Genomic DNA, 25057 nt, shown 5'->3' on the forward strand with positions numbered 1-25057 from the left:
GCAATCCGTGCGACCCGTGCCAGGCCCTTCCGTTTCCTGGGGGGCGGGAAGTAGACTCCCGGCGCCGCTCGTGGCGCGGGCGCACCGCTTGCTGCGAACACGCCGCACGAACGCCGCTGGCGGCGCCTCTCGAATCACCAAGGACATGAATTACTGGGATTACATCCACGTCGAGGAGCTGCTCGCCCTCCAGGGTGGATTCGACGACGACGAGCAGAAGGTCGGCAACGACGAGGCCCTGTTCATCGTCGTCCACCAGATCTACGAGCTCTGGTTCAAGCTCATCCTCCGGGAGCTCACCTCGGCGCGCGAGCTCTTCCGCCAGAACCCCGTGCCCGATCAGAAGCTCGCCTCCGCGGCGCGCTCGTTCCGGCGGGTCGTCACCATCTTCGAGCAGGCGATCGAGCACTTCCGGGTCATGGAGACGCTCACGACCCGCGATTATCTCGATTTCCGCGATCGCCTCATCCCCGCGAGCGGCTTCCAGTCGGCGCAGCTGCGCGAGATCGAGCTCCTGCTGGGCCTCGACGACGCGCTCCGGATCCCGCTCGGCCGGGAGGGGAGCTACAAGGAGGCGCTCAAGACCGCGGACGGCGCGCCCTCGGCGGCCACGCGCCGCGTGGAGGCGAGGCTCGCGAGCGGGCCGAGCCTCAAGCACTTCCTGGACGAGTGGCTCTCGCGGACGCCGATCGACGGATCGAGCGAGCCGGAAGGCGTCGTGAGCTTCCTGCGCAGCTACACGCGCTCGATGCGCCAGGAGAACGAGCGCCGCGTCCAGATGGCGATCGACAAGGCGCTCACCCCGCCGGACGTCGAGCGGCTCCGCGCGCGCTACGAGGCGGAGAGCGCGGCCGCCGAGGCGTTCCTGCTCGCCGAGGACGATCCGGCGGCCGACGCGGCCACGCGCGAGAAGCGCCGGGCGGTCCGCGCGGCGATCGTCTTCATCGAGAGCTACCGCGAGCTGCCCCGGCTCGCGTGGCCGCGCGAGGTGCTCGACCGCATCCTGGAGATGGAGCAGGCCATGCTCATCTGGCGGCAGCGCCACGCGCGGATGGTCGAGCGGGTGATCGGCCGGCGCACCGGCACGGGCGGCTCCGCGGGCGTCGATTACCTCGACCAGACCGCGCTGCGCTACCGCGTCTTCGGCGATCTCTGGACGGTGCGCTCCCTGCTCTTGCGTAAGCCGAGCGTCCCTGAGCTCGAGCACGCATCGGATTACGGATTCCGTGTCGAGGACTCTCCGTGAAATCACTTCGCGATCACTTCTTGCGTCTTGATGCCCGTTCGCTCGGGTTGTTTCGCATCACCTTCGGGCTGGTCCTTATCGCCGACCTCTTCGGGCGGTGGCGATGGGTGCGGGACTTCTACTCGAACGAGGGCGTCCTCCCGAACCACAACCACCTCTTCAACCTCCGGGGCAAACAGCAGGTCTTCAGCCTGTTCCACGCCATCTCGACGGAGGGAGAGGCCCACTTCGCCTTCTCGCTGGCGCTCGTCGTCTACGCCCTGTTCCTCATCGGCCACCGGACGCGCGTCTTCCATGTGCTCTCGCTGCTCGTGCTGGTGAGCCTGACGTCGAGGAACGTCCTGCTGGAGAACGCCGGCAACTACGCGGCGATCGCGATCCTCGCGCTCACGGCGTTCCTGCCGTGCGGGAGCCGCTTCTCGCTCGACAGCCTCCGCGCCTCGCTCGCCCTGCGGGACGAGAAGCGCGACACGGAGCTGAACGACAGGTCGAGGGCCTCGGAGGCCGAGATCGCGGCCGAGCGCCTGCCCGGGTGGTCGCCGACGTCGCTCGCCGCGCTGGCCGTGCTGCTGCAGCTCGCCCTCATCTACCTCTGTACGGCGCTCCAGCAGCGCGGCGAGGCGTGGCGCGACGGGACGGCGTTCTACTATGCGCTCCACGCCGAGCGCCTGGCGAGCGACGCGGGCGTCTGGCTCCGCGACGTCCTGCCGCTCGGCACGCTGCGCGGGCTCACGTTCGGCACGTGGGCCATGCAGCTCGCGATCCCGGCGCTGCTCTTCGTCCCGGCGCTCTTCCGCTGGACGCGCGGGGTCGCGGCCGCGCTGATGGTCCTGCACGGGCTGATCCTCGGGGTCTTCTTCGATCTCGGGCTGTTCGGCTGGGCGCTCGCCGCCGCGGCGCCGCTCGTGCTGCCCGGCGAGCTCTGGGACGTGTACGAGCGCTCCTGGAGCGAGGGGCGCGCGCGCACGCTCGTGTACGACGCGGATTGCGGCGTTTGCCTCCTCCTGGCGCGCCTTGTCAAGCGGCTCGATCTGCGCGAGCACCTGACGTTCCAGGGCAATGTGACGCTCGACGAGCTCTACGTCCGCAACCAGACGGGGGCCGAGGAGCGCGTGCCGATGCCGAAGGAGGTCACGCCGGATCTCGTGGAGCGGACGGCGCTCGCGATCGACCGGAAGGGGCGCGTGTACATGCGGGGCGCCGCGGTGACCGAGGGGCTCCTGGCGTTGCCGCTCGGCTGGCTCGCCTGGCCGCTCAAGCTGCCGGGCATCTCGCACCTCCTGAACGCGCTCTACGACGTGGTCGCGGCCCGCCGGCACCGCATCAGCGAGCTCCTGGGGCGGCAGGCGTGCGGGATGCCGCTGCCCGACGAGGGCGAAGCGGACGGCGGCGACGCGGGCCCCGCTCCGGACGTCCCTGCGCCGGCGGTGCGGACGGCGCGGCTCGCGCTGGGGTCGCTGCGGGAGGCGGCGGTGCTCGTGGTGCTCGCCGCGGTGCTGGCGCAGACGGCGAAGGAGAACCCGCTGCCCGGCGCGGCGGCCGTCCCGCAGGGGGCGGTGCTCGCGGGCGTGGCGTCGTGGCCGCGCATGCTGGCGAGGTGGAACGTGATGGCGCCCGAGCCGCCGCGGGACAACGCGCTGATGGTGATCGACGGCCAGACGCGCGCGTCGGAGCCGATCGATCCGCTGACCGGGGAGGAGCCGCGGCTCCAGCCTGCGGGGCATTCCGGGGCGCGGCTCGGCCAGCTCTGGTCCGATTACCTCGATCGCATCCGGCGGCCGGAGTGGTCCGATTACCAGCGCGCCTTCCGCGACTACCTCGCGAAGGGCGGGCCCCAGGCGTCCGGAAAAGGGCGCGAGGCGTCGCTGTCGGGCTTCGATGCGTACTGGGTCTCGGCGTCGATCCCCGCGCCGGGCGAGCCCGCGCCGAGCAGCTTCGAGCGGGACAAGCTGTTCTCGCACTCGCGGGGTGGCACGGGAAAGCTGGGCGAGGGGGGCCTACCCCTCGTGCCGACCCTCCGCCGGCACGGCAAGCCGAACTGAGGCGCTCGGATGGGTCGGCCTGACGAGGACCCGAGCGCCGCGGAACCCGACGCGGCGCTCGGAAGTGGCGCGGGCGCGCCGCCCGGTGAGGGCGCGTCGACAGGGGATGTTCCGCCCGGCGAGGGCGAGCCGCGGGAGAGCGCGCCGCGCGGTGAGGGCGCGCCGCGAGCGCCCGAGGGCGGGGCTCCGAGGCGTCCGGCCGAGGGGCGCCTCCGGCGCGTGGGGCGATGGATCAAGGAGCATTACTGCACCATCGACGTCCGCACGCTCGGCCTGTTCAGGCTGGTGCTCGGCTTCCTCCTCTCGGCCGACTGCGTGCGCCACTGGGCCGAGGCGAGCTGGATCTACAGCAACGAAGGGGTGCTCACCAACCACTATCACCTCTTCCACCCGAGCAGCGGATACAACTTCAGCCTGTATCACGCGTTCTCGTCGACGGGAGAGGTCCACGTCGCGTTCGCGCTCTCGCTCTTCTGCTTTCTCTGCTTCTTCGTCGGATGGAACACGCGGCTGTTCTCGATCCTGGCGTTCGTGCTCGTGGCGAGCAGGGACAACCGGATCGTCATGATCGAGAACGGCGGCTATGTCGTCGTGAACATCATCACCTGCTGGGCCATGTTCATGCCGACCGGCAGGCGCTTCTCCGTCGACGCGCTGATTCGCTCGTACCGTGAGCGGCGGGAGCGGACGGCCGCCGATCTCGCGGATCGGAGGCGTCCCGAGTGGGCCGAGCGGCCGTACGTCTCGGGGATCGTGCTCCTCGCGATCCTGAACCTGGCGACCATCTATTATTTCAACGTCGTCAACAAGTCGGGCCAGATCTGGCGTCGCGGCGAGACGGTGCACTACGTCTTGCACCTCGATCGCATGGTGACCGGGATCGCCGTCCTCGCGCGGGAGCTCATCCCTTTCTGGGCGATGAAGGGGCTCACCTGGGGCGTGCTGGTGCTCGAGGCGCTGCTCATCACGTGGATCCTCTCGCCCTATGGCCGCCGCTTCACGCGGGCGCTCGCGATGGGGGGGATGTGGGCCCTGCACGGCTCGTTCGGGGTGATGATGCGCCTCGGCCCGTTCTCGTGGTTCATGATCGCCTGGTCGTTCCTGCTGCCGACGGCGCAGCACTGGGACGCGCTCGAGCGCTGGTACCGCCGCCGCGCGGCGCCCCGGGTCGTCGTCTATGACGGCGATTCGCCGCTCGCGTTCGCGCTCATGCGCTTCCTTGTCCGGCTCGACGCGCTGGAGCTGCTCCGGTTCGAGGAGGCGCGCGCTGTCCCGGCGGACGGCGCGGAGGCGGCCGGGGGAGGGGAGCTCCGGCCGGAGCTCTTCGAGGTGCGCGACGCGGCCGACCCGGCGGATGGGCGGGTGTTCCGCGGCGCGGCGGCGCTGCGCGAGATCGTGCAGGCGCTCCCTGGAGGTCGCTTTGCCTGGCCGTTCGTCTGGGCGCTGGCCCTCGGCGCGCCGGGCGCGCTGCTCGGGGTCGTCTCGAGGCGGCGCGACGGGATAGCGCGGTATTTCGGGCTGGATCGGGCGCCGCGCGGGCGGGGGGCGGGCGTGGTGGAGAGCCCGTCGCCGCTCGCGGAGCGCTTCGCCCGCGGAAGGACGATCGCGCGGGAGGCGCTGGTCGCGTACCTAGGGCTCTGCGCGGTGAGCCAGGCCATCAACGAGAACAAGAGCGTTCCGGCGTTCCTCAAGCACACTCAGCCGAAGTTCGTTCAGGCGACGATCGTGTATCCGCGCATCCTCCAGGGGTGGGGGATGTTCGCGCCGAACCCGATCACGGACGACGGGTCGATCAGCGTGGACGCGATCACGGTCGACGGCCGGCATGTGGATCCGTTCACGGGGCTCCCGCCGGATCTGAACCTCTCCGACGCGCGGGGGCTGGGGCTCGGGCAGATCCAGCAGGACTATTTCAACCGGATCCGGCTCGATCGGAACAAGGCGTTTCGCAAGCCGGGCCTCCAGGACTACCTGCTCAGGTACCATGAGCGGACCGGGCGGCCGGAGGACGAGATCGTGGCGTTCGACGTGTACTGGGTGCGAGATCAGTGCCCGAAGCCGGGGGAGAGCGCGCCGTACAAGAACGAGGCGATCCCGATCATGTCGTACCGGAAGCCGGGGTATCGTCCGCGTCCGGGGCTGCCGGCGCTGCCGCCGCCGCTCAAGGAAGCGAGCGCGGAGAAGTAGGAGGGGTGCAGGGGACACCCCGCATCGCCGTCTGGCGACAGGGGCAGCGCGCTCGGCTGCTCCTGGGGCCCGGGGCGTCGGTTCAGGAGCCGGTCGTGGCGAGGAGCTCCTGGGCGTCGCTGATCACGGCGGCGCGGCGGATCCAGCGATCCAGCTCGTCGATGTCGGTGCTCGCGAGGACGCGTTCCCGCACCTCGGCGGGGACCTCCAGCCCGCGGGCCTCGAGGATGGCGAGCACGTCGTGCGCTTTGGCTTCGACGATTCCCTCCTGCCGACCTTTCGCTACGTAGCCGCGCGCGAATTCGCTCTGAAACTGGTAACCGCTCTTCATCATCGCCTCCAACTTCCGCCTCGCCGCTGCGTTCAGCGAGGATAGCACCAGGTCCCCGTAGACGGCTCGGCGCTCCTCATCGAGCTCGTCCGCCGCCCCCGAGAAAAAGGCAAGCCGATCGCCTCCGCCACCTCGCTCTGTCCGTGCGCCATGGCCGAGAGCACGGCCACCTCGGGCGCCGCCTTCGCCTGCTCGGCGTCGGTGACGACCGGAACGCCTTGGGGCCCGAGCACCAGCGGCGTCAGCGTCCAGCCAGGGTGGCCAGTGTCGATCGGCCGCGCGCTCCAGCGCGCCATCACCGCGTCGATGGTCACGACCAGCAGCCCGGTCGGGCAGCGGTGCCGGGCGCGCGTCTGGGTGACGTACACCGGCCAGACGTAGGGCTTGTCCGGGTCCACGCCGAGCTGGACCTCGACCACGATGGCCATCGCGGGCCGCTGCTGCTCGCCGACCAGCAGCACGACGACGACATCCGCCCGGCGATCGGAGGGCACGATCTCGGTGAAATCGGAGGACTCGACGCGCGCCTCCGTGAACGCCGGGACCGGATGACCGAGCGCGTCGTGCAGCATCTCGGCGGCCAGCGTCGGCCGGTTCTTGAACAGCTCCACCAGGGCTTCATGGGTCACTGAGGGCATGGAGTGGTCTCACGAATGGTTGCAATCATGCTGGATTTGCGTGGCGCGCCAGGCTCATGCGGTGGGACCCGCATGGGCCGAGCAGCGTCCTCCCATTCATGAATTCCGGGCAGCTCCGTGAGGTCATCACGCCGTGTGACCCGCGTGTGCGCCGACGGTCATGGCACGGGGCTGAACGAGAGGGGAGGGCGCTCGGGCGCACGAGCGGAATCAAGCCCTCGACGGTCGCCAACGCCGTACCGATGCCTCGGACATGGCGTCCGGTGTGGCTCTTGCGTAGCTGGCCCTCCGATTCAGCTCCGGCTTGGACACCCGGCGCCTTCACTCGGACGACATGGCGAGAGCGGTGTGTTTTCGTTCTGAAAAGCGAGACGATCCCGATCCTGTCGTACCAGACGCCGGGGTATCGGCCGCGCCCGGGGCTGATGGCGTTGCCGCCGGTGCTCAGGGAAGCGAGCGCGGAGAAGTAGGGAGGGCAGGAGGCACCCTGCATCGCCGCCCAGCGATAGGGGCAGCGCGCTCGGCTGCTCCTGGGGCCCGGGGTGTCGGTTCAGGAGCCGGTCGTGGCGAGGAGCTCCTGGGCGTCGCTGATCACGGCGGCGCGGCGGATCCAGCGATCCAGCTCGTCGATGTCGGCGCTCGCGAGGACGCGTTCCCGCACCTCGGCGGGAATCTCGAGCCCGCGCGCCTCGAGGATGGCGAGCACGTCGCGCGCCTTGGCTTCGAGGATTCCCTCCAGCCGCCCCTGCTCCCGGCCCTTCTCCACGCCTTTTGCCACGTAGCTGCGTGCGAATTCGCTCTGAAATTCGTAACCGCTCTTCATCATCGCCTCCAACTTCCGCCTCGCCGCTGCGTTCAGCGAGGATAGCACCAGGTCCCCGTAGACGGCCCGGCGCTCCTCATCGAGCCCGGCCGCCGCCCCCGAAAAAAAGGCCACACCGATGGCTTCGGCCGCCTCGCTCTGTCCGTGCGCCATGGCCGAGAGCACGGCCACCTCGGGCGCAGTCCTCGCCTGCTCGGCGTCGGTGACGACCGGGACGCCTTGGGGCCCGAGCACCAGCGGCGTCAGCGTCCAGCCAGGGTGGCCCGTGTCGATCGGCCGCGCGCTCCACCGCGCCATCGCCGCGTTGATGGTCACGACCAGCAGCCCGGTTGGGCAGCGGTGCCGGGCCCGCGTCTGGGTGACGTACACGGGCCAGACGTAGGGCTTGTCCGGGTCCACGCCGAGCTGGATCTCGACCACGATGGCCATCGCGGGCTGCTGCTGCTCGCCGACCAGCAGCACAACGACGACGTCCGCGCGGCGGTCGGAGGGCACGATCTCGGTGAAATCGGAGGACTCGACGCGCGCCGCTTGCGGCCGCTCCTCTGCGGCTCGGTCTCCGCGGCCAATGCGCTCGACTTGCTGGGGCGCCGCCTTCGCACGCCGCCGTCACCGGCCGTGCGCTCCTCGGGCGTCGCTTCGGGGCCCCTCGGTCCGGTCTCGCCGCCGTTGCCGGCGCCCTGCCGTCGCTCTCGCATCGCACGGCAAGCCTATGTCCCTGACCGGCTCGACGTCAGGATGGGCTCTACCGAACGGATAGTGCGCCGGGATAAACCGGCAGGAAGATGAGGATGAAAGAGCCTTACGTTGAAGGAGTAGCGACCCACAACGGCCCCGAGTCATGCGCCTGCACCCGCAAGGGGGCCCGCGAAGCGTTGACAGGGGTACGCAAGGGCAGGGTATTGAGCCGCGAAATCAGGCAGTCCCGGGCGCCGACGCAAAACGCACTCCGGACGCAGAGCCGGATCGAAGGTGCGCCCAGTGCGCTCGACCGTATACGCCAGAGGGCACGACAGGACAGGAAAGCAAGATTCACGGCGCTCTTCCACCACCTCACCGTGGATCGGCTTCGGGATGCCTACCTCTCGCTGAAGAAGAGGTCCGCGCCAGGAGTCGCTGGACTGAAAGCGAGCAGGGATCCTCCCAGGGGGCGACGGTGTTGCCCCTGCTGGCGAATGTCTACTTGCACTACGTCTTCGACCTGTGGATCCAGCGCAGGTGGTGCGCGGATACTTTGCGTACCACGCCGTGCCGACGAACATCCATACGCTGTCGTCGTTCCGTACGCAGATCGTCCGTATGTGGCACCGCGCCCTGCGGCGTCGGGGCCAACGTGACCGGACGGACTGGGGGCGGATGAAGGAGCTTGAACAGCGGTGGATCCCTCCGGCCCGCGTGCTGCATCCCTGGCCTGACGAGCGCTTTGACGTCCGAACCCGAGGCAGGAGCCCAGTGCGGCAATTCCGCTCGCTGGGATCCGTGCGGGGGGCGGTCCGAGCTCGACGGGGCGAAGGGCCGTCCCTACCGCGACCGAGCTGGCCGAGTCAGCTCCGGCGCTCTTCCTGAGCTCGCTGACGTGCGCCTCCCGATGCTCGACTACGTCCCGAACCCAATCGCTGAAACCGCTCGCTCGCGTGACAGTCAACTGCGTGTACGAGGAAACAATGCCGTGCATGGAGCCGTGCCATGGGAACAAAAGGATTTCTGCTGACACGCTGGTGTCTTGCGCTCGGATTCCTGGGCACAATGGGAATACATACAAAGTCGATGGCCGAGACGGCGAGCCCAGCTACCAATTACGTTGACGCGGTCGGTGTTGGCAATTACAATTTCAGGCGAGCGCAGCGATCGCGGAAGGGCCGTACTCCCTCGACGAGAACGAGACAAGCAACGAGCCTATATCGCCGGAATGGACGAAGAAGCAATGCTACACGGCATGGAAGCACAACATGAAGCTGTGTAACGCGTCTCCGCCAAACCTCCGACTCGCGTGCTGGGCGGCTGCTTCAGCACTGCTCACCGCATGCCTCAAAAAGGCGCAGTAGTTCGGGATGTCCGTAACATGACGCTCGATGACGAGATCACGGCGGTTAAAGACCTGGTTCAGTTCGCGCGAAGTGCAGCGGCCGAGCATCTTGAACGCGCGACAAAGGATCTGCATCTTGGACGCAAGGCACTGAGTCGCTACCAGGATTTCTTGAGCGTCACTATTGACAATGCGGATTCAGCGCTGAAACACTGTAGGGAGGCGGTGTCAAGTCCGGCCGCTTTGGCTCAAGCGTCCACGACCATCGCGCAAGGCCTCCTTGCAGTAACACGCGAGTCCATCAGATTGATGTATACGGCAATGGCCGTCATCGAAGAACTTGCCGGAACCGGACGCCACCTCAACGCACGTCAAGGCGAGGTCGCGCACGTAACAGAAACTGCGGTACCCAGGTCATGCTCGTTCTGCGGAAAGACCGATACAGAATCGAAGCTTGTAGCCGGGCCAGAAGCCAACATCTGCGCCTCCTGTACTCGCCTGGCCTGTGAAGTGCTAGGAATAGAGCTGTCCGCGAGCGAGACCGAGTAGATCGATCTCGTGGGCTCGCACGACCCGCCCCTGCGCGTCCGCTGGGAGCGGAACGCCGAGGTGCTCTCGTGACAGTTGACGGATGCGGCCCATCGGCGTGGTGATGAATCAGATGGACTTTGCCCGCTGACGATCGCCAGGCGCGATGAGCGCTCCCGGTCGCGGCCATCATGGTCGGCCCATCCGGCAGCCGAGGCTGCCAGATGCCTTTTACTGCGCCCACTGCCAGGAGTAGGAGTACGGCCGCCGGTAGTGCGGCACCGGGAATTGCTTGCTACCCTCGAGAACGCGCTAGAGCTTGGCTTCGGCGGTTTGCAGGGGATTTCCTCTCTGGAACAGTCGGGGCGGCGGGCGGGGATGCGGCGGTGCGGCGGCGGCCGGCGCCGTTGGTGGTCTTGACGTTCTGCTCGCGCGCAGCACGGAGGCGCTCAAGGAGCACGGAGGCGGGCTCGTCGTGCGGGTCCTGGTGGTTACAGTCATGATTGACTTGCGTGACGTGCCGGGCTCCTGCGGTCGGTCCACAGGAGCCGAGCAGCGTCCTCCCACTCATGAATTCCGGGTGGCTCCGCGAGGTCATTACGCCGTGTGATCCGCGTGTGCAGCGACGGTCAGAGCACGGGGCTGCACGAGAGGGGGTGCTCCGTGTTTCGTGCGCAGCTGGCCCTCCGAGTCAGCTCCGGGATCGATTCCCGGCGCCTCCACCCGGACGACATGGCGAGAGCCGTGGATTTTCGTTCCGAAAACCGAGGCGACTCCGAACCTGTCGTACCGGAAGCCCGGGTACCGTCATGTCCGGGGCCGCCGGCGTTACCGCTGGCGCCGAAGGAGCCGAGCGCGGAGAAGCAGCCTGGCGCATGGGCCACCTGCCGTCGCCTTCAGGCGACAGGAGCAGCGCGCTCGTCTGCTCCTGAAGCCCGAGGCGTCGGTTCAGGAGCCGGTCGTGGCGAGGAGCTCCCTGGCGTCGCTGATCACGGCGGCGCGGCGGATCCAGCGATCCAGCTCGTCGAGGTCGGTGCTCGCGAGGACGTGTTCCCGGACCTCGGCGGGGACCTCTAGCCCGCGGGCCTCGAGGAAGGCGAGCACGTCGTGCGCCTTGGCTTCGAGGATTCCCTCCTTCCGGCCTTCCTGTCGGCCCTTTGCTACGTAGCTGCGCGCGAACTCGCTCTGAAATTCATAACCGCTCTTCATCATCGCCTCCAACTTCCGCCTCGCCGCTGCGTTCAGCGAGGATAGCACCCGATCCCCGTAGACGGCCCGGCGCTCCTCATCGAGCCCGGCCGCCGCCGCGAAGAATGCCTCGCCGATCGCCTCCGCCGCCTCGCTCTGTCCGTGCGCCATCGCGGAGAGCACGGCGACCTCGGGCGCCGCCTTCGCCTGCTCGACGTCGGTGACGACCGGGACGCGCTGGGGCCCGAGCACCAGCGGCGTCAGCGTCCAGCCAGGGTGGCCGGTGTCGATCGGCCGCGCGCTCCACCGCGCTATCGCCGCGCCGATCGTCACGACCAGCAGCCGGGTTGGGCAGCGGTGCCGGGCGCGCGTCTGGGTGACGTACACCGGCCAGACGTAGGGCTTGTCCGGGTCCACGCCGAGCTGGACCTCGACCACGATGGCCATCGCGGGCTGCTGCTGCTCGCCGACCAGCAGCACAACGACGACGTCCGCGCGGCGATCGGAGGGCACGAGCTCGGTGAAATCGGAGGACTCGACGCGCGCCTCCGTGAAGGTCGGGACCGGATGGCCGAGCGCGTCGTGCAGCATCTCGGCGGCCAGCGTCGGCCGGTTCTTGAACAGCTCCACCAGGGCTTCATGGGTCACTGAGGGCATCGGGGCGTCTCTAGAGTGGTTGCGGTCATGCTGGATTGCGCGGCGCGCCAGGCTCGTGCCGTGGGGCCCGCAGGGGCCGAGCTGCGCTCTCCCACTCATGAATTCCGGGGAGCTCCTCGGATTCGTCACGGCGTGTGGCCCGCGCGTGCCCCGCGGCGGTCAGGGCACGGGGCGGCTGCACGTGGGGGCCCTCGGATACACGAGCGGAATCAAGCCGTTGCCTCCGGGGCTCAGGGAGGCGAGCGCGGAGAGGTTGGCTGGCGCATGGGCCACCGCCGTGGAGGTGGAGGGGGAGTGTTGGCCGCCACCCGCCATGGCGCCGCCACCCCTGAGTCGGCACTGTCGCCGAGTTTTCCCGTCGTTTCGTGCCGGCATGGGGGGTGCTCAAGGCCGAACATCATGCCGACGCTCGAGCACAACGCCCTCGTCGAGATGTTCCGTGAGCACCCGGAGCTCGCGCCCCACCTGCTCGCGACGCTCTTCCACATCGAGGTGCCGCCGCACGCCTCGGTCGCGGTGGTCGAGTCGTCGCTCGAGCAGCTCATCCCGGTGGAGTTCCGCGCTGACCTCGTGCTCGAGCTTCGAGAGACGAGCGGCACGCTCGTTCTGGCGATCGTCGTCGAGGTCCAGCGCGACGTGGACCCGGACAAGAAGTTCTCGTGGCCGACGTACGTGACGGTCGTACGCGCCAGGAAGCGCTGCGGCACGGTCGTCCTCGTGGTCGCACCGGACGCCGGCGTGGCCGCCTGGGCGGCGGAGACCATCGATCTCGGCCTGGGCCGCGGCAACGTCGAGCCGCTGGTGCTCGGTCCGGCCGTCGTCCCCGAGATCACCGACCCTGACGAGGCCGGGAAGGAGGCGGAGCTCGCCGTGCTCTCGGCGGTGGCGCACGGCAACGGGCCGAACGGGCTCACCGTGGTCCGGGCGGCGCTCGTTGCCCTTGGCCGGCTCGACCAGGAGCACGCCATGGTCTACTTTCAGGTCATCTGGAGCGGGTTGCGTGAGCCCATGCGGCGGGCTCTGGAGGCGTTGGTCATGGAACGGCAGATCGAAGGCGAGACGACTTTTCCGTTCGTGCGGGAGCTCATGGATCGCAGCAAGCTCGAGGGCCTGCGCGAGGGCAAGCTCGAAGGCAAGAGGGACACCCTGCTTCGGTTGCTCGCGCGGGCCGGGATCGTGCTCGGCGAGAGCGAGAGAGAGCGCGTCCAGGCATGCACGGACATGGCGACCCTCGACCGCTGGATCGATAACGTCCTTGGGGCGACGACGGCCATCGAAGTGCTCTCATGACGGTTGACGGAGGCGGCCCATCGGGCTGTCGATGAGATAGCTCACCAGATCGAGGGACTCGTGCTCGGTGCTGATCCAAGGAGGCGAGTAGGGATCGAATCTACCCCTCTGCCTCACCGTGCTGGACCGGCGTTGGGCCTGGGACAGCGATGCTCGATGAAGACCGCGCGGCGTCTGTCGTCGAGCCTGTCGACGAAGCGCCGCAGAACCGACGCTCGCTGCCGGGCGCTCAGGCTTCCGGGGCGCGGCCGCTCGTCCGGAGCGCCCTTGCCGTGCGTGCGAGGGGACGACGGCACGCTGGGGCCTCGGTCGGTTGCATTCCAGAGACGACGTCAAAATCGTCGTGGAGACGCACGCACCGGCCCGGGCGCGCGCCGTTGCCGGGCTGGGGACGTCGTTGATAAGGTTGGCTATCCATGACGCGCTTGCGCTTGCGGTCGGTCCTGTTGCGGTGCTGCCTCCTCGGCGCGTTGATCAGCGCCACGGGGCCCTCGCGCGCGGCGCCGCCGCCCGGGGGCTCGCCGCCGGCGGCCGCGGCGCTGCGCCAGAAGGCCCGGATCTCCTTCTTCTCGAAGCGGTGGGCGGACGCCGAGGCGAGCTTCGAGGCCGCCCTGGCGGCGCCCGACGCCGCCGGGATGACCGAGGTGCAGCTGGCCGAGGTCCTCGGGTATCTCGGGCTCTCCGAGCTGGAGCAGGGCAAGCACCGGGAGGCCGCCGAGCACCTGGGGGAGAGCCTCGAACACGATGCCGCCCTGAAGGAGCCGCTCGTCCGCCGGTTCACGGCCGGGTTCAACAAGGCGCTGGAGCACGTCGGAAGGATCTACGTGGCTGCCGCCCCGCCCGACGCCGAGGTCCTCCTGGACGACGAGCCGATCGGGACGGGAGCCACGGTCCTCGAGCTGTTCGTCGATCCGGGGAAACACACGCTCCGGGCCCGCCTGTCGGGATACGAGGAGCTCTCTCATCGGGTCGAGATCGCCGGCGGGGCGACGATCGGCGCGACGCTGACGCTGTCGCGCGTGGCCCCGGCGCCCCCGCGCACCCCCGAGCCAAGCGCGACGAAGCGCGGCCCGGTCGGACCGGCCGCGGCCCCGGCGCCTGGGCCCTGGGCGTCGTGGCCGGGAACACTGCGGATCGCGGGGATCGCCGTCACGACGGCCGCCATCTCCTCGGGGACTGTCTTCATGCTCCGGGCGAACGTCCTCGATCGAGACATCGACGAGCGCGGCGGCGGCCTCAACCGCGATCCAGCATCGACGTGGGACGCGTGTCGCCAGGTGCCGCAGCCCTCCGCATGCCCCGAGCTCCACCGCTTGCGCGTCCAGCGCGACACGTCCCGCGTCCTCGGGGCCGCCCTTGTCGCGACGGGGGTCGTCGTTGGCGCTGCGACCGTGGTGTCCTTCTTCGCGGGCTCCTCGTCCCCGCGAGCGAAGGCGGCGCCGGCCGCCCTCCATGTCTTGCCGGTGACGACGGCCCAGCAGATCGGCGTTGTGGCGCTCGGGGCGTGGTGACCCCGCCACCCGTGACGCACCCCCCCTCGCCAGCCGCCACTCTAGCTCGCTTCCTGCAGATGAGCTCCCTCGCGCTTGACGAGCTCTTCTTATCTCGGTGCGCCCGCCCCTGCTGCGACGAACAGGAGAAGCCCCCGCTCGCGAGGGCGTCGCGCCAGACAGCACTCAGGAACGCCACACTGAGGCTCTTTGCCCCGTGCGCACCGTAAGGCGCACGACGAGCCGAAAACGAGGGCAGCGCTCGTGAAACATTCGAGCAATGCAACGAGACGTAGCGCTTCTGTCATCGTCCGGAGGGGCTCTCCCGAGCACGTGCAGCGTCGAAGCTTGGCATGTCGGGTGCTCATCGATCGTCCCGCTCCCTGTGTCGATCCGTACGGCGGACGACGAGCAGGGCTTGCGAAAATCGGGCGGATCGTGAACCCGGATCTCGATTGGACATAACGAGGGTCGCCTCGAGGTGTGCGGTCATTTCAGGTGCACCCAGGCCGACGCGTCCTGATGTGTCGGCCGCCTCGAGCGCATCCGTTTGAGGGGGGCGACGTACTCGTTCGCGACCCTGGAAATGCCTGATGACACCGTGTCCAGGCGGCCCGAAAGCAGGCCGTCTGGGCGCTCGCTCGCTCCCTTGTCTCCCCGGTCTCGATACGGCGGCAGGGGCGGGGCCCTCACCGGTTGAGCGAAGCGAGGTCCACCAGCGTGCCCGGCAACCCTATCGAGAGCGCCTGACGGTCACGCGGGGGCGGTCTCGGCCTCGCCCCGCTTTTGACAGGAGGTATTCACATGGCATCGAAGAGAGCATTATTGACGGCGATCAACAACTACGGTAGCGAGGACAACAACCTCCCGAGCTGCCTCGAGGATGCAGCCAAGTTCCGTTCGCTGCTGAGCGAGCGCTACGGCTTCAGTGAGTTCAAGGAGCTCTACGACGGCGACGCTACCGTCGCCAACGTGGAGGAGGGGCTCGCCTGGCTATTCGAGAATGTCGGCCCTGATGACCGGCTGGTCTTCTTCTACTCTGGCCATGGCTTTCAGCAGCCGCGTGGCGAGAACCTCGAAGAGTGCCTGGTCCTCGGCGACATGCAGTTCCTGTTCGACAACCGCCTGAGCGAGCTCAGCCAGACGGCCCCACCTGGCGTGCTCACGGTGGTGCTCGATTCTTGTTTCTCCGGCGGGATGCAGAAGCAGGTCGCGATGGGCGGGCGCGTCGAGCTCGTGCGCAGCAAGGCGTGGTCACCGCCGCCGGACGTGCAGCAGGAGCAAAAGAGCCTCATCGGCAGGCCGCTCGTCCCGCGGCCCTTCGGCAGCGTGCAGATCGCGAGCGACGCGGGCGTCAAGCGGCTGGTGCTGGGCCGGGAGGCGATCGCCGCGGGGAAGGCGGCCGCGCCGGGCGAAGGCGGTGGGGACGAGACCGATCAGCTCACCTTCAATGGACTGCTGCTCTCGGCCTGCTCCGAGAACGAGACGGCGGCGGCCTCGACCTCGGCGACCGAGGGCCTGTCGGCCTTCTCGTCCGCGCTGCAGCAAGTGCTCGGCGCTGCGGGCGACGAGCCGTCGATCGCCGAGGTGCACGAGGGCGTCCGCGCCAAGCTCCAGGAGATGGGGTTCCGGCAGACTCCGCTCTTGAAGGTGCCGGCGGAGCCGGCCGGCCTCGCTGAGTCGAGCTTCCTGACGCTGGCTCCTGGCGCAGCCGCCGCGCCGGCCGAGGCACCCGGCCAGCCCGCGAAGGGCGCCGCGAAGAGCGCCCAGCCCACGAGGACCACGGCCGGCAGCGCAGCGCCCGGCTCGCCGCCGAACGCCAGGCCGGCGACCGGTGGCGCCGCGATGTCGCCGACCACGCCGGCGGAGGGGCAGCCACGGCAGCCCCAGGCCGAGCCGACCCCCGCGGGCGCAACAGCAGCGCGGCCCGCGACGCAGCAGCAGCGCCCGGCCGAGGCAGCCCCTGAGGGCGCCACAGCGCGGCCCGCGACGCAGCAGCAGCGCCCGGCCGAGGCAGCGCCCGCGGGCGCGACAGGAGCGCGGCCCGCGACGCCGCCGGCCGCCGCGGCGGGCGGACAGCAGCGGCAGCAAGGTGCGACGTCCCAGGCGACAGGCACGGCGGCCGCACCACCGGTGAACACGGACAGGAGAGAACAGGAGGGCGCTTCGATGGATACCATGCAAATGAGCGAAGAGAAGTGGATAGGCCTTGCCGCCAGCGTCACCGCATCGCTCGTCCCGGAGGTGATCCGGGCGGTCCGGCGCAAGGACTTCGCGCCCGAAGCCGGGGCCGCGAACGGTGGGTACGCCGGCAACGGCGAGTTCGCAGGCGCGGAAGAGAAGTGGGTGGCGGCGCTCGCGCGGGTGGCTGTGCCAGCCGCGATCAGCGCGGTGCCGGGAATGATCAACGCAATCCGAGGCAAAGACGCCTCCTTCGAGCAGGCCTCGCCGGCCATCGCCGCGGGCGGGGCGCCGCGGCAGCAAGGCGCGACGTCCCAGGCGACAGGCGCCGGGGCCCCACAGGCCAACACGGGCATGAGAGCGCAGGCGGGAGCGCCGGCGGATGCCACGCAAATGAGTGAAGAGAAGTGGATAGGCCTCGCTGCCAGCGTCACCGCATCGCTCGTCCCCGAGGTGATCCGGGCGGTCCGGCGCAAGCAGTTCGCGCCCGAAGCGCCGGCCACGGACGGTGGGTACAACACCGGTGACGGCGATGCCGCAGGCGCGGAGGAGAAGTGGGTGGCGGCGCTCGCGCGCGCGGCTGTGCCAGCCGCGATCAGCGCGGTGCCTGGCATGATCAGCGCGATCCGAGGCAAAGACGCCTCCTTCGAGCAGACCCCGCCGGCTGCGACCCGGCCGCCCGCTGGCGGCGCCGAAGGCGAAGAGAAGTGGCTGCCGCTCGCCATCGGGATCGCCACCTCGGTCGTTCCGGAGGTGATCCGGGCGGTCCGGCGCAAGGACTTCGCGCCCGAAGCCGGGGCCGCCAACGGTGTGTACGCCGGGAACGGCGATACCGCAGACGCCGAGGAGAAGTGGGTCGCGGCGCTGGCGCGGGCGGCTGTCCCGGCTGCGATCAGCGCGGTGCCTGGCATGATCAGCGCGATCCGAGGCAAAGACGTCTCCTTCGAGCTGGCGCCGCCGGCGTCGAGCCGGCTGCCCGCTGGCGGCGCCGAGGGCGAAGAGAAGTGGCTACCGCTCGCCATCGGGATCGCCACCTCGGTCGTTCCGGAGGTGATCCGGGCGGTCCGGCGCAAGGACCTCGCCCTCGGGTTCGGGGCCGCCGCCTGACGCACGGCCAACGCAGAAGAGATTTGGGTCGAGGCGCTCGCACGTGGGGTGGAATTTACAGGGAGGCGGGGAGACGGGGAGTGAGATCTCATGAATCTCCACGTCTCCCCGCCTCCCTGTTCAATTTCTCGCTAAAATGCCAACAAAATGAGAGGAGTTGTCAGGAGGGGATCACCGTCGACGCGGCCTTCGCGGTATCCCCCGCGGAGGCCCGCGGCGCGTCACTTCGGCCTGAGCTCCGTGAGGACGAGCAGGTACTCCGGCGGGTTGTTCGGCGACAGCTTGGCGTACGGGTTCTCCTTGGTGGGGAAGCCGGTGAAGCGCTTCGTGCTGTACTCGCCCCAGGACGGGTTCTTGAAGAGCGGGATCACCGGCGCGTTCTGCGCATAGAGCATCTGCACCTCGTCGAGGATGCGCTTCTGCTCGGCTGACTCCGTCGCTGCCTCGAACTGCTGGAGCAGCTTGTCGGCCTCCTTGTCGCCGTAGCGGTGCCAGTTGCGCGCGCTCGCCTCGCCGACGGGCTTCACGAGCTCCGCGGACATGAGATCTCGGTAGTAGTTGTAGGGCGTGGGCTCGACGGTGGTCCACCCCATCGACATGTCGAACGTGCCCTTCTGGAGCGCCTCGAAGAATGCGCTGAAATCGTACGCCTTGAGCGAGGCGTCGATGCCGAGCTGCTTGAGGTTCTGGGTCATGATCTGGACCGCGCGGACCCAGTCGGACCAGCCGGTGACGACGTTGATCTCGAAGCGCATGGGCTTGCCGTCCTTCACCCGGATCCCGTCCGGGCCCGGCGCGTACCCGGCCTCGTCGAGGAGCTGCTTCGCCCTCGCCACGTCGAGCTTCACCCAGTCGCCCGCCGCCACGGCCTTCGGGTTGCGCCAGCGCTCGTAGGAGTCGTCGAGCCCCGTCGCGTCCGCCGGCTGGGTGTAGTCGTTGGACGCGATCTTCACGATCTGCGCCCGATCGATGCCCATGCTGATCGCCTTGCGCACGCGCACGTCGTCGAACGGCTTCTTCGTGCTGTTCGGGTAGAGCGTGGCCATGCCGCCGACGAGCGGGAACCAGTAATGGTGGTTCGCCGGGTCCTTGGCGACATAGACCTTCTCGATCTCGGGGACGAACGCGCCCGCCCAGTCGACCTCGCCGTTGATGATCGCCAGGTTGACCTGATCGTTGCCCGGGTACGCCGGGAAGCGCAGCCCATCGACGGCCGGCTTCCCCTTCTGCCAGTAGTTCGGGTTCTTGCCGAGCTCGTACACCTGGTTCTGGAAGGTCTTGATCTCGGTGAACGGCCCCGTCGCCACGGGGTTCTCGTTCGCGTACGTGACCGGATCGGCGACGTCCTTCCATTTGTGCTCCGGCACGATCGGCTGGTGGCCGATGTAGCTGAGCCCCGGGACGTACGGCCGCTTCAACGCGAACTCGACGGTCGTGTCGTCCGTCGCCTTCACCGACTCGACGAACTTCCACACCCCCGAGAGGTCGAGCGCGGCGTGCTTCTTCAGGAGCTCGAACGTGAACACCACGTCCTTCGCCGAGAACGCTTGTCCATCCGACCACTGGACGCCGGAGCGGGTCGTCAAGGTGAGCCTCTTGTTCCCGTCGCTCCACGCGTATTTCGTGGCGAGCCACGGCGTGTACTCGCCCTTCATCGTGTTGAAGATGAGCATCGGCTCGTAGATGCCGGCGAGCGTCGGGAACCGCACGCTCCCCTCGGCGAGCAGGGGGTTGAAGCTCCGCACCCAGGAAGCCTGCTGCTCCCTCGAGATCGTGACCATCGAGGCGCCCTTCGCCGCAGGCTTCGGCGCGGACGCCGCCGACCCGTCCGGAGCGCCACGCGCCGCCTCGGCTTTCTCCTTGGAAGAGCAACCCGCGGCGGCGCTGGCGGAAAGCATCAGCGCCGATAGAAAGAAGATGCGACGCGACATAAGTCCAGTCTTCATGACAAGCCTCTCCGCGCGGGCGACGTCGGGTCCCCGCGACGCTCCATCCCCGTGACAGCGCGCGGCGCCGAAGCCCGGCAAACAAGGGACGACGGACGAGCGCGCGAGGTCCTCCACGCCGTGCTCGGCATGGCAAGGCGCACTTTACCGGTTAAGTCATGTGGGTGTCAATGTGCAGATCTGGCAGGCGCCGCGCGCTCCGCCGCCGCCGTCCGGCGAGGGACGCCTGGACTGGAACTGGAGCTGGAACTGGAACTGGAGCTGGAGCTGGAACTGGAGGTGGACGCCTGTCCGAGCGGGTCGCGCGCCCGCGCTCCCCCGACAGGAGAGCCCTCCGCCTTCATGCTTCATGTCGGAGAGAAGGCGCTGACTGAAAGTTAACCGTGTTGACAAACCGCCGTCGGAAAAGATAGATGTCGTAGTGTTGCCCTGAACTTGAGATCGATTCCACTTCCCCTCTGCCAAGGAGCTCCTCCCATGAGATCGAATCCGCTGATGAACAAGCCCTGGAGCGCTCATCTCGGCTCGGCGTTGGCGCTGATCGTCGCTCCCCTGGCGCTGGGCTGTGTGAGCGAGATGGGTGATGAGGACGAGGGGACCCTGGACGAGCCCGTCGGGGAGGCCCAGGCGGCGATCGGCTGGTCGGGGTACAGCTGGGGATGCGGCGGGAGCTGCGAGCTCAACCTGGGGACGGACGTCGACCGGACGTGTTTCCTCGCAGGCGTCTGGGGCAAGCTCGGGGCCAGCTCTCAGGCCGCGGTGCGCGTGCAGCGGTCCGGCGGGGACTGGATCCTCAACGTCGATGCCGCCAGCGGCCAGAACCTGGGCGCCAACGCCGTGTGCGTCAACACGGCGGAGAACAGGACGGCTCAATCCACCTGGACCTGGGGACCGGGGGAGGGCCTGCCGACGAGCATGGGATTCGGCACGTCGTCACGGCGGTGCTTCCTCACGCAGGTGATCAGCGACGGCGCGTTCAGGTTCAACAACTGGATCACGGACTACGCGAGGGTGCGAAAGGATGCCTCGGGCGAGTGGTTCCTCGAGGGCGTCAGCACCACGGGCGTGGATACCCCGGTGACGGCCACGGTGAAGGCCATCTGCGTGGACGTGCCGCAAAACTACGGTGCATGGCAGTGGCTCGCCGGCAACAACCATCGCGTCGATCCTCTGGCGAGCAATTCGGTCGGCGGGGTGGCGTGCGGCATGACAGGGCTGGGCGGGCCCTTCACGTCGAACAACTGGACCGATGGCGTCTGGCTCGAGTACAATCCAACGACGCTCGACTGGGAGCAGCACACCGTCAACAACAAGACGGCCTGGTCTCAGTGCGTCCGGTGACCGGCACGGCGGCGCCGCCGCCCCTGCATGTGCGGTCGTCTGCGGGGGCGAGCGTCCCCCGCGCCTCCACGCCCACGCGGCGGCTCGGCGTCTTCACGGCGCCTCTCGGACGCGCGCTGTGATGTAATGGGCCGTGTCCACCCCCCAGGGCAGCGGCTGCCCGGGGGATAACCCGCGGTGAGCCCTTGAGCGCCTCTCCTCCCAAAGCGACGATCGCCGTCCTCGAGCGGAACCGCGTCGTCGGCCAGCGCATCGCCCGCGCGATGTCCGCTGCCTCCGGCCTGCAGGACGTCCCCGTCGCCAGCGATCCCGCCGAGCTGCGCGCCCGGCTGTCCGAGCGACCCCTGCTGCTCGGCTGCGACGCCGCCGATCTCGACCTCGCGCTCGAGTGGGCGGCCGAGCGATACCCCAGCATGCACCTGCTCGTGTGGACCTCGGGCAGCACCGACGCGATCCTCCACGCCGCCCTGAAGGAGCCCCGCCTCTCCAGCATCGTCGGCTGGCCGAGCTTCGCCTCCATGCCGCGGCCCTGGGAGATCGCCCTCGCCGCCCGCCGCATCCTCAAGCCGCTCGCCCTGCCGCCTCGGCTCTCCGACCTGCTCTCCTGGGGCGCCACCATCGTGAAATGGCGCCCCCGCACGAGCGACGACCGCGACCGCACCGTCGCCGAGGTCGCGCACTGGGCCGAGCGCTCCGGCGCCCCCGCGCGGGTCGCCGAGCGGATCGCCGCCCTCGCGCACGAGCTGCTCATGAACGCCATGTACGACGCCCCCGTCGACCGCCGCGGCCGCCCCCGCTACGCGCACGACAGGCGGCGCGACCTCGTGCTCGAGGAGAACGAGATCCCCACCCTGCGCCTCGGCACCGACGGCGCGTACCTCGCCCTCCAGGCCCACGATCCGTTCGGCGGCCTCCGGCGACACCACGTCTTCGAGGGCATCACCCGCGGACTGAGCGCCCGCGGCGCCGACTCGACGAGCGCCCCCGTGCTCGACACGTCGCGCGGCGGCGCCGGGCTCGGCATGCTCAAGATCTACGCGGCCGGCGCCGTGCTGGTCGTCGACGTCTCGCCCATGGCCTCGACCATGGTCACGTCCTTCTGGGACCTCGACGTCAACCCGCGCGAGTTCCGCTCGCTCCCGGCGTCCCTCCACTTCTTCGAGCGCTCCACGCCGGCGATGGAGACGCTGGAGCGGACCGGGTGGTGACGCCCGCGCTCGCCGCGCGCGGCGCAAGAGGACGACGAGCCGGCCGAGGCGGGCGCCATGGCTGAGATCGATCCGCTCCTCGCGCGGCAGCTCAGGCGCCTCGGGCTCGAGGACCTCGACGCGCCGCCCGACAAGGAGACCTGGCACAAGGTGGTCGCGCGCATCAGCGAGCACTACCGCCACGTCGCCGACGATCGGAGCCTGCTCACCCGCTCGCTCGACCTCTCCACGAACGAGATGGGCGCGCTGCACCGGCAGCTCCTGGCCGAGCGGGACCGCCTGCGCAGCGTCGTCGTGGCCATCGGGGACGCGCTGACCATCTTCCACGACGCCGCGAGCTCGCAGGTCGAGCCGTCGCGGCCGATCGAGGTCGGCTCGACGATCTCCACGGCCAAGCGGCGCTTCGCGTCGAAGCTCGGCGAGCTCTTCTCCCTGAGCAGCGCGGCGCCCGACGGCGCGACCCAGGCCCCCGCCGGCCAGGACGCCGCAGGCGCGAGCGGCTCGGACGAGGCCATCAACGAGGTCCGCGTCCAGCTCGTCGCGCTCGGGGACCGGCTGGTGCAGCTGCTCTACGACACGGCGGAGAAGGCGTCGCTGAAGAAGCAGCTCGAGGTCGCGCGCGCCGTCCAGCAGATGCTCGTGCCGAGCGAGGACGTCATCGAGCGGCCCTCCCTGCGGCTCGCCAGCCACTTCCAGCCCGCGGCGGAGTGCGGCGGCGACTGGTGGACGTTCCACGATCTGCCGGACGGCAGGCTGCTCACCGTCGTCGGCGACGTGACCGGGCACGGCATCTCGTCCGCGATCATCACGGGGGCGGCGAAGGCCGCCTGCGACGTCGTGCGCACGTTCGCGCGCGAGGCGATCAGCCCGGCGCAGCTGCTGCGGGTCATGAACTGCTCGATCTTCGAGGCGGGGCAGCAGAAGTTCCTGATGACCTGCGCGGCGTGCATCTTCGACCCCGGCGCCGGCTCGATGACCCTCGCGAACGCCGGGCACCCGTTCCCCTACCTGGTCAGGAACAACGCGATCCGGCAGCTCGCCGCGCAGGGCGAGCCGCTCGGCGCGGCGAGCTCGGCCGAGTACACGTCGAGCACCGTCGCCCTGGAGGGCGGCGACGCGCTCCTCTGGTTCACCGACGGCGTGACCGAGTGCGAGAACGAGTCGAGCGAGCAGTTCAGCGAGAAGCGGCTGCGATCGCTCTTCCAGAGCGTGGCCGCCTGCGCGCCCGAGGAGGCGAGGGACGCGATCGTCGCGGCGGTGTCCAGGTTCCGCGGCGAGCGCGCCCTCGACGACGACGTGACGCTCGTCGTGGCCCGCGTGCGGTAGCCGACCCCGAGGACGGCGCCGCAGATCCCCCAGCGCGCCCTCGCCGTGGCCGCCAACCCGGTCGAGCTCCGCCTCTCGCGGAGGTACGGCGTCCGGCGCTGCTGTGGGCAGCACCCGCGAGCGCGACCCGATCGCCCTTCATTGGCTGCTCACGAATTCATAAGCACCGATGTCCCAGCGGGGCCCCTGCGGCCGAGGGACCCCCTCCAGATCGATGAGCACAGGGACCGTCGTTCCCCTGTCGATGGCCATGGAGCCTGGCCTCAGGTGGAAATCGGGCTCGATCGGGTCGTCCGGGTCGACGAAGAGGTTCGTCGGAGAGGCGATCAGCGAGTTCCTGTCATAGCCGAGGCTCTGCCAGCTGCTCAGGTTGATGATCGAGCTGCCGCCGTTCGTGCTGAAGCGGTTCACGACGACGTTGTAGTCGCTCTCGAAGCCGGCGATGGTGGGCCGGTAGATCAGGATGGATCCCCTGTCGGCCCGCGGTGTATAGAGGATGTTGTTCTTGATCTTGTTGCCGACCGGATCGGAGATGCCGCCCCTCGAGCGTGGGATGTTGATCACCCAGCGGCTGCCTCCCGCCATCACGATCGTGTTGTTGTAAACCTGGTTGCGGCTCGACCCCTGGGACCCGTCTATCGCATAGAGCGAGATGCCGCTCGCGTGGTTCTCATAGAGCAGATTGTTCCTGAACATGCTGTCGCTGACCCCATCGCAGTTGATCGCCGAGGCCCCGAGCGTGCCGTTTTCCCAGATCTTGTTCTGCTCGACGGTGGCGCCGGTGATGACCCCGTCGCCCGGCCTGAACCTCCTGTCGCCGTTCATGTGAACGCCAGCGGCGGCGTTGTGATGGAAGAGGTTGCCGCGGATCTGGGGGCGATCTCCGCTGTTGCTGGTGTACACCCCATGCTCGCCGTTGAAGGCGGATTCGTTGTACTCGATCACCGCGTCGTCGCTGAACGCGGTGAATATGCCCGTCCGGCCGTTGTTGTGGACATAGCAGTACCTGACGGTGATGTCGCTTGTGCCGCGTAGATCGACGCCGGATCTAGGCGCACCCGTCAGCTCGAAGCCCTCGATGATCCAGTGGCTCACCGTGCTGTCAAAGAGCTCGACTTCGATGTTGCTTTCGTGTCGGTTCTCAGGCCCCGGCACATCGATCGTGACGCCGGGCTCGGCCCTCAGGGTCTTTCTCCCTGCGCCTGGCGCCCCTGACTCCCCGATGCGACAGCCCTCACAGAACCCGGGGCGCACGATGATCGTATCGCCGTTATTGATGTTGTCGACGGCGAATTGAAGAGTCTGCCATGGGTCGTCCGCGTCGCCCTCCCCATCGTCATCGCCGATGTCGCAGTCGACATAGTAAGTTGCCGCCAGGGCGCCCCTCTGAGCCAGAAGCGCTGTAGTTAATGTTAGCAAGAGAATCGTTGACTTCATCCTGGTGCTCCTCTCTGTTCTGAAAGTCGAAGCCGCCGGTCGGGGGCGCGAGCTGACGCCTCCCC

General features: G+C 69.0%; 15 protein-coding genes and 1 pseudogene. 10 read left to right on the forward strand and 6 right to left on the reverse strand.

Annotation, left to right across the window (positions count from 1 at the left end; genetic code table 11):
- Positions 1-133: 133 nt before the first annotated feature.
- From WME73_RS46390 to WME73_RS46400, 3 genes are read left to right on the forward strand one after another with little or no spacing between them, the layout of a single operon-like run.
- Positions 134-1246, forward strand: coding sequence for a tryptophan 2,3-dioxygenase family protein (locus tag WME73_RS46390; protein ID WP_437748119.1), 1113 nt, complete (start codon positions 134-136; stop codon positions 1244-1246).
- Positions 1243-3288 carry a DCC1-like thiol-disulfide oxidoreductase family protein gene (locus WME73_RS46395; protein WP_437742688.1) on the forward strand — a complete coding sequence of 682 codons (2046 nt, stop codon included), beginning with the start codon at positions 1243-1245 and terminating at the stop codon, positions 3286-3288. Before WME73_RS46390 ends, WME73_RS46395 begins: the two co-directional genes overlap by 4 nt.
- A 9-nt stretch (positions 3289-3297) precedes the next feature.
- Positions 3298-5475 (forward strand): hypothetical protein, encoded by a 2178-nt coding sequence (locus WME73_RS46400; RefSeq protein ID WP_437913750.1) that lies wholly within the window; start codon positions 3298-3300, stop codon positions 5473-5475.
- Positions 5476-5557: 82 nt separating this feature from the next.
- Here WME73_RS46400 and WME73_RS46405 read toward each other — a convergent pair.
- Together WME73_RS46405 and WME73_RS46410 are read right to left on the reverse strand one after the other, a co-directional pair.
- A pseudogene (locus tag WME73_RS46405) lies at positions 5558-6444 on the reverse strand (hypothetical protein).
- A 550-nt stretch (positions 6445-6994) separates the two neighbouring features.
- Positions 6995-7837 carry a hypothetical protein gene (locus tag WME73_RS46410; RefSeq protein ID WP_437917508.1) on the reverse strand — a complete coding sequence of 281 codons (843 nt, stop codon included), beginning with the start codon at positions 7835-7837 and terminating at the stop codon, positions 6995-6997.
- Positions 7838-9329: 1492 nt separating this feature from the next.
- Here WME73_RS46410 and WME73_RS46415 point away from each other — a divergent pair.
- Positions 9330-9842, forward strand: a complete 513-nt coding sequence (locus WME73_RS46415; RefSeq protein WP_437913751.1) for a ClpX C4-type zinc finger protein — start codon at positions 9330-9332, stop codon at positions 9840-9842.
- A 927-nt stretch (positions 9843-10769) separates the two neighbouring features.
- Here WME73_RS46415 and WME73_RS46420 read toward each other — a convergent pair.
- Complete coding sequence (locus tag WME73_RS46420) at positions 10770-11666, reverse strand: hypothetical protein (protein ID WP_437913752.1); 897 nt, start codon at positions 11664-11666, stop codon at positions 10770-10772.
- A 399-nt stretch (positions 11667-12065) separates the two neighbouring features.
- Here WME73_RS46420 and WME73_RS46425 point away from each other — a divergent pair, with 399 nt between their 5' ends.
- The 3 genes from WME73_RS46425 to WME73_RS46435 all read left to right on the forward strand — a co-directional run bounded on the left by WME73_RS46425 (position 12066) and on the right by WME73_RS46435 (position 17734).
- Positions 12066-12956 carry a hypothetical protein gene (locus WME73_RS46425; protein ID WP_437913754.1) on the forward strand — a complete coding sequence of 297 codons (891 nt, stop codon included), beginning with the start codon at positions 12066-12068 and terminating at the stop codon, positions 12954-12956.
- A gap of 416 nt (positions 12957-13372) precedes the next feature.
- Positions 13373-14467 (forward strand): PEGA domain-containing protein, encoded by a 1095-nt coding sequence (locus WME73_RS46430; RefSeq protein ID WP_437913755.1) that lies wholly within the window; start codon positions 13373-13375, stop codon positions 14465-14467.
- A gap of 783 nt (positions 14468-15250) precedes the next feature.
- Positions 15251-17734, forward strand: a complete 2484-nt coding sequence (locus WME73_RS46435; protein WP_437913756.1) for a caspase family protein — start codon at positions 15251-15253, stop codon at positions 17732-17734.
- Positions 17735-17955: 221 nt separating this feature from the next.
- On the opposite strand, the gene WME73_RS46440 is transcribed toward WME73_RS46435, so the two are convergent.
- Together WME73_RS46440 and WME73_RS46445 are read right to left on the reverse strand one after the other, a co-directional pair.
- A complete protein-coding gene (locus WME73_RS46440) occupies positions 17956-19680 on the reverse strand; it encodes an ABC transporter substrate-binding protein (RefSeq protein ID WP_437913757.1) in 1725 nt (574 codons plus the stop codon).
- Positions 19681-19836: 156 nt separating this feature from the next.
- Positions 19837-20031 carry a hypothetical protein gene (locus WME73_RS46445; RefSeq protein ID WP_437913758.1) on the reverse strand — a complete coding sequence of 65 codons (195 nt, stop codon included), beginning with the start codon at positions 20029-20031 and terminating at the stop codon, positions 19837-19839.
- 126 nt (positions 20032-20157) lie between these two features.
- Here WME73_RS46445 and WME73_RS46450 point away from each other — a divergent pair, with 126 nt between their 5' ends.
- The 3 genes from WME73_RS46450 to WME73_RS46460 all read left to right on the forward strand — a co-directional run bounded on the left by WME73_RS46450 (position 20158) and on the right by WME73_RS46460 (position 23555).
- Positions 20158-21021, forward strand: a complete 864-nt coding sequence (locus WME73_RS46450) for a hypothetical protein (protein ID WP_437913759.1) — start codon at positions 20158-20160, stop codon at positions 21019-21021.
- Between the two features lie 185 nt (positions 21022-21206).
- Complete coding sequence (locus WME73_RS46455) at positions 21207-22229, forward strand: hypothetical protein (RefSeq protein ID WP_437742700.1); 1023 nt, start codon at positions 21207-21209, stop codon at positions 22227-22229.
- A gap of 57 nt (positions 22230-22286) precedes the next feature.
- Positions 22287-23555 carry a PP2C family protein-serine/threonine phosphatase gene (locus tag WME73_RS46460; RefSeq protein WP_437913760.1) on the forward strand — a complete coding sequence of 423 codons (1269 nt, stop codon included), beginning with the start codon at positions 22287-22289 and terminating at the stop codon, positions 23553-23555.
- A 138-nt stretch (positions 23556-23693) separates the two neighbouring features.
- On the opposite strand, the gene WME73_RS46465 is transcribed toward WME73_RS46460, so the two are convergent.
- Positions 23694-24992, reverse strand: coding sequence for a right-handed parallel beta-helix repeat-containing protein (locus tag WME73_RS46465; protein WP_437913761.1), 1299 nt, complete (start codon positions 24990-24992; stop codon positions 23694-23696).
- Between the last annotated feature and the right edge of the window lie 65 nt (positions 24993-25057).

This window comes from Sorangium sp. So ce302, assembly GCF_051530145.1.
GTDB lineage: Bacteria > Myxococcota_A > Polyangia > Polyangiales > Polyangiaceae > Sorangium > Sorangium cellulosum_B.

Bases quoted from the DNA above. Each gene is read 5' to 3' on its own strand.
- WME73_RS46465 (WP_437913761.1), bottom strand. From the start codon at position 24,992: ATGAAGTCAACGATTCTCTTGCTAACATTAACTACAGCGCTTCTGGCT.
- WME73_RS46420 (WP_437913752.1), bottom strand. From the start codon at position 11,666: ATGCCCTCAGTGACCCATGAAGCCCTGGTGGAGCTGTTCAAGAACCGG.
- WME73_RS46450 (WP_437913759.1), top strand. From the start codon at position 20,158: ATGAGATCGAATCCGCTGATGAACAAGCCCTGGAGCGCTCATCTCGGC.
- WME73_RS46435 (WP_437913756.1), top strand. From the start codon at position 15,251: ATGGCATCGAAGAGAGCATTATTGACGGCGATCAACAACTACGGTAGC.
- WME73_RS46425 (WP_437913754.1), top strand. From the start codon at position 12,066: ATGCCGACGCTCGAGCACAACGCCCTCGTCGAGATGTTCCGTGAGCAC.
- WME73_RS46430 (WP_437913755.1), top strand. From the start codon at position 13,373: ATGACGCGCTTGCGCTTGCGGTCGGTCCTGTTGCGGTGCTGCCTCCTC.
- WME73_RS46445 (WP_437913758.1), bottom strand. From the start codon at position 20,031: ATGAAGCATGAAGGCGGAGGGCTCTCCTGTCGGGGGAGCGCGGGCGCG.
- WME73_RS46400 (WP_437913750.1), top strand. From the start codon at position 3,298: ATGGGTCGGCCTGACGAGGACCCGAGCGCCGCGGAACCCGACGCGGCG.
- WME73_RS46460 (WP_437913760.1), top strand. From the start codon at position 22,287: ATGGCTGAGATCGATCCGCTCCTCGCGCGGCAGCTCAGGCGCCTCGGG.
- WME73_RS46440 (WP_437913757.1), bottom strand. From the start codon at position 19,680: ATGAAGACTGGACTTATGTCGCGTCGCATCTTCTTTCTATCGGCGCTG.
- WME73_RS46415 (WP_437913751.1), top strand. From the start codon at position 9,330: ATGACGCTCGATGACGAGATCACGGCGGTTAAAGACCTGGTTCAGTTC.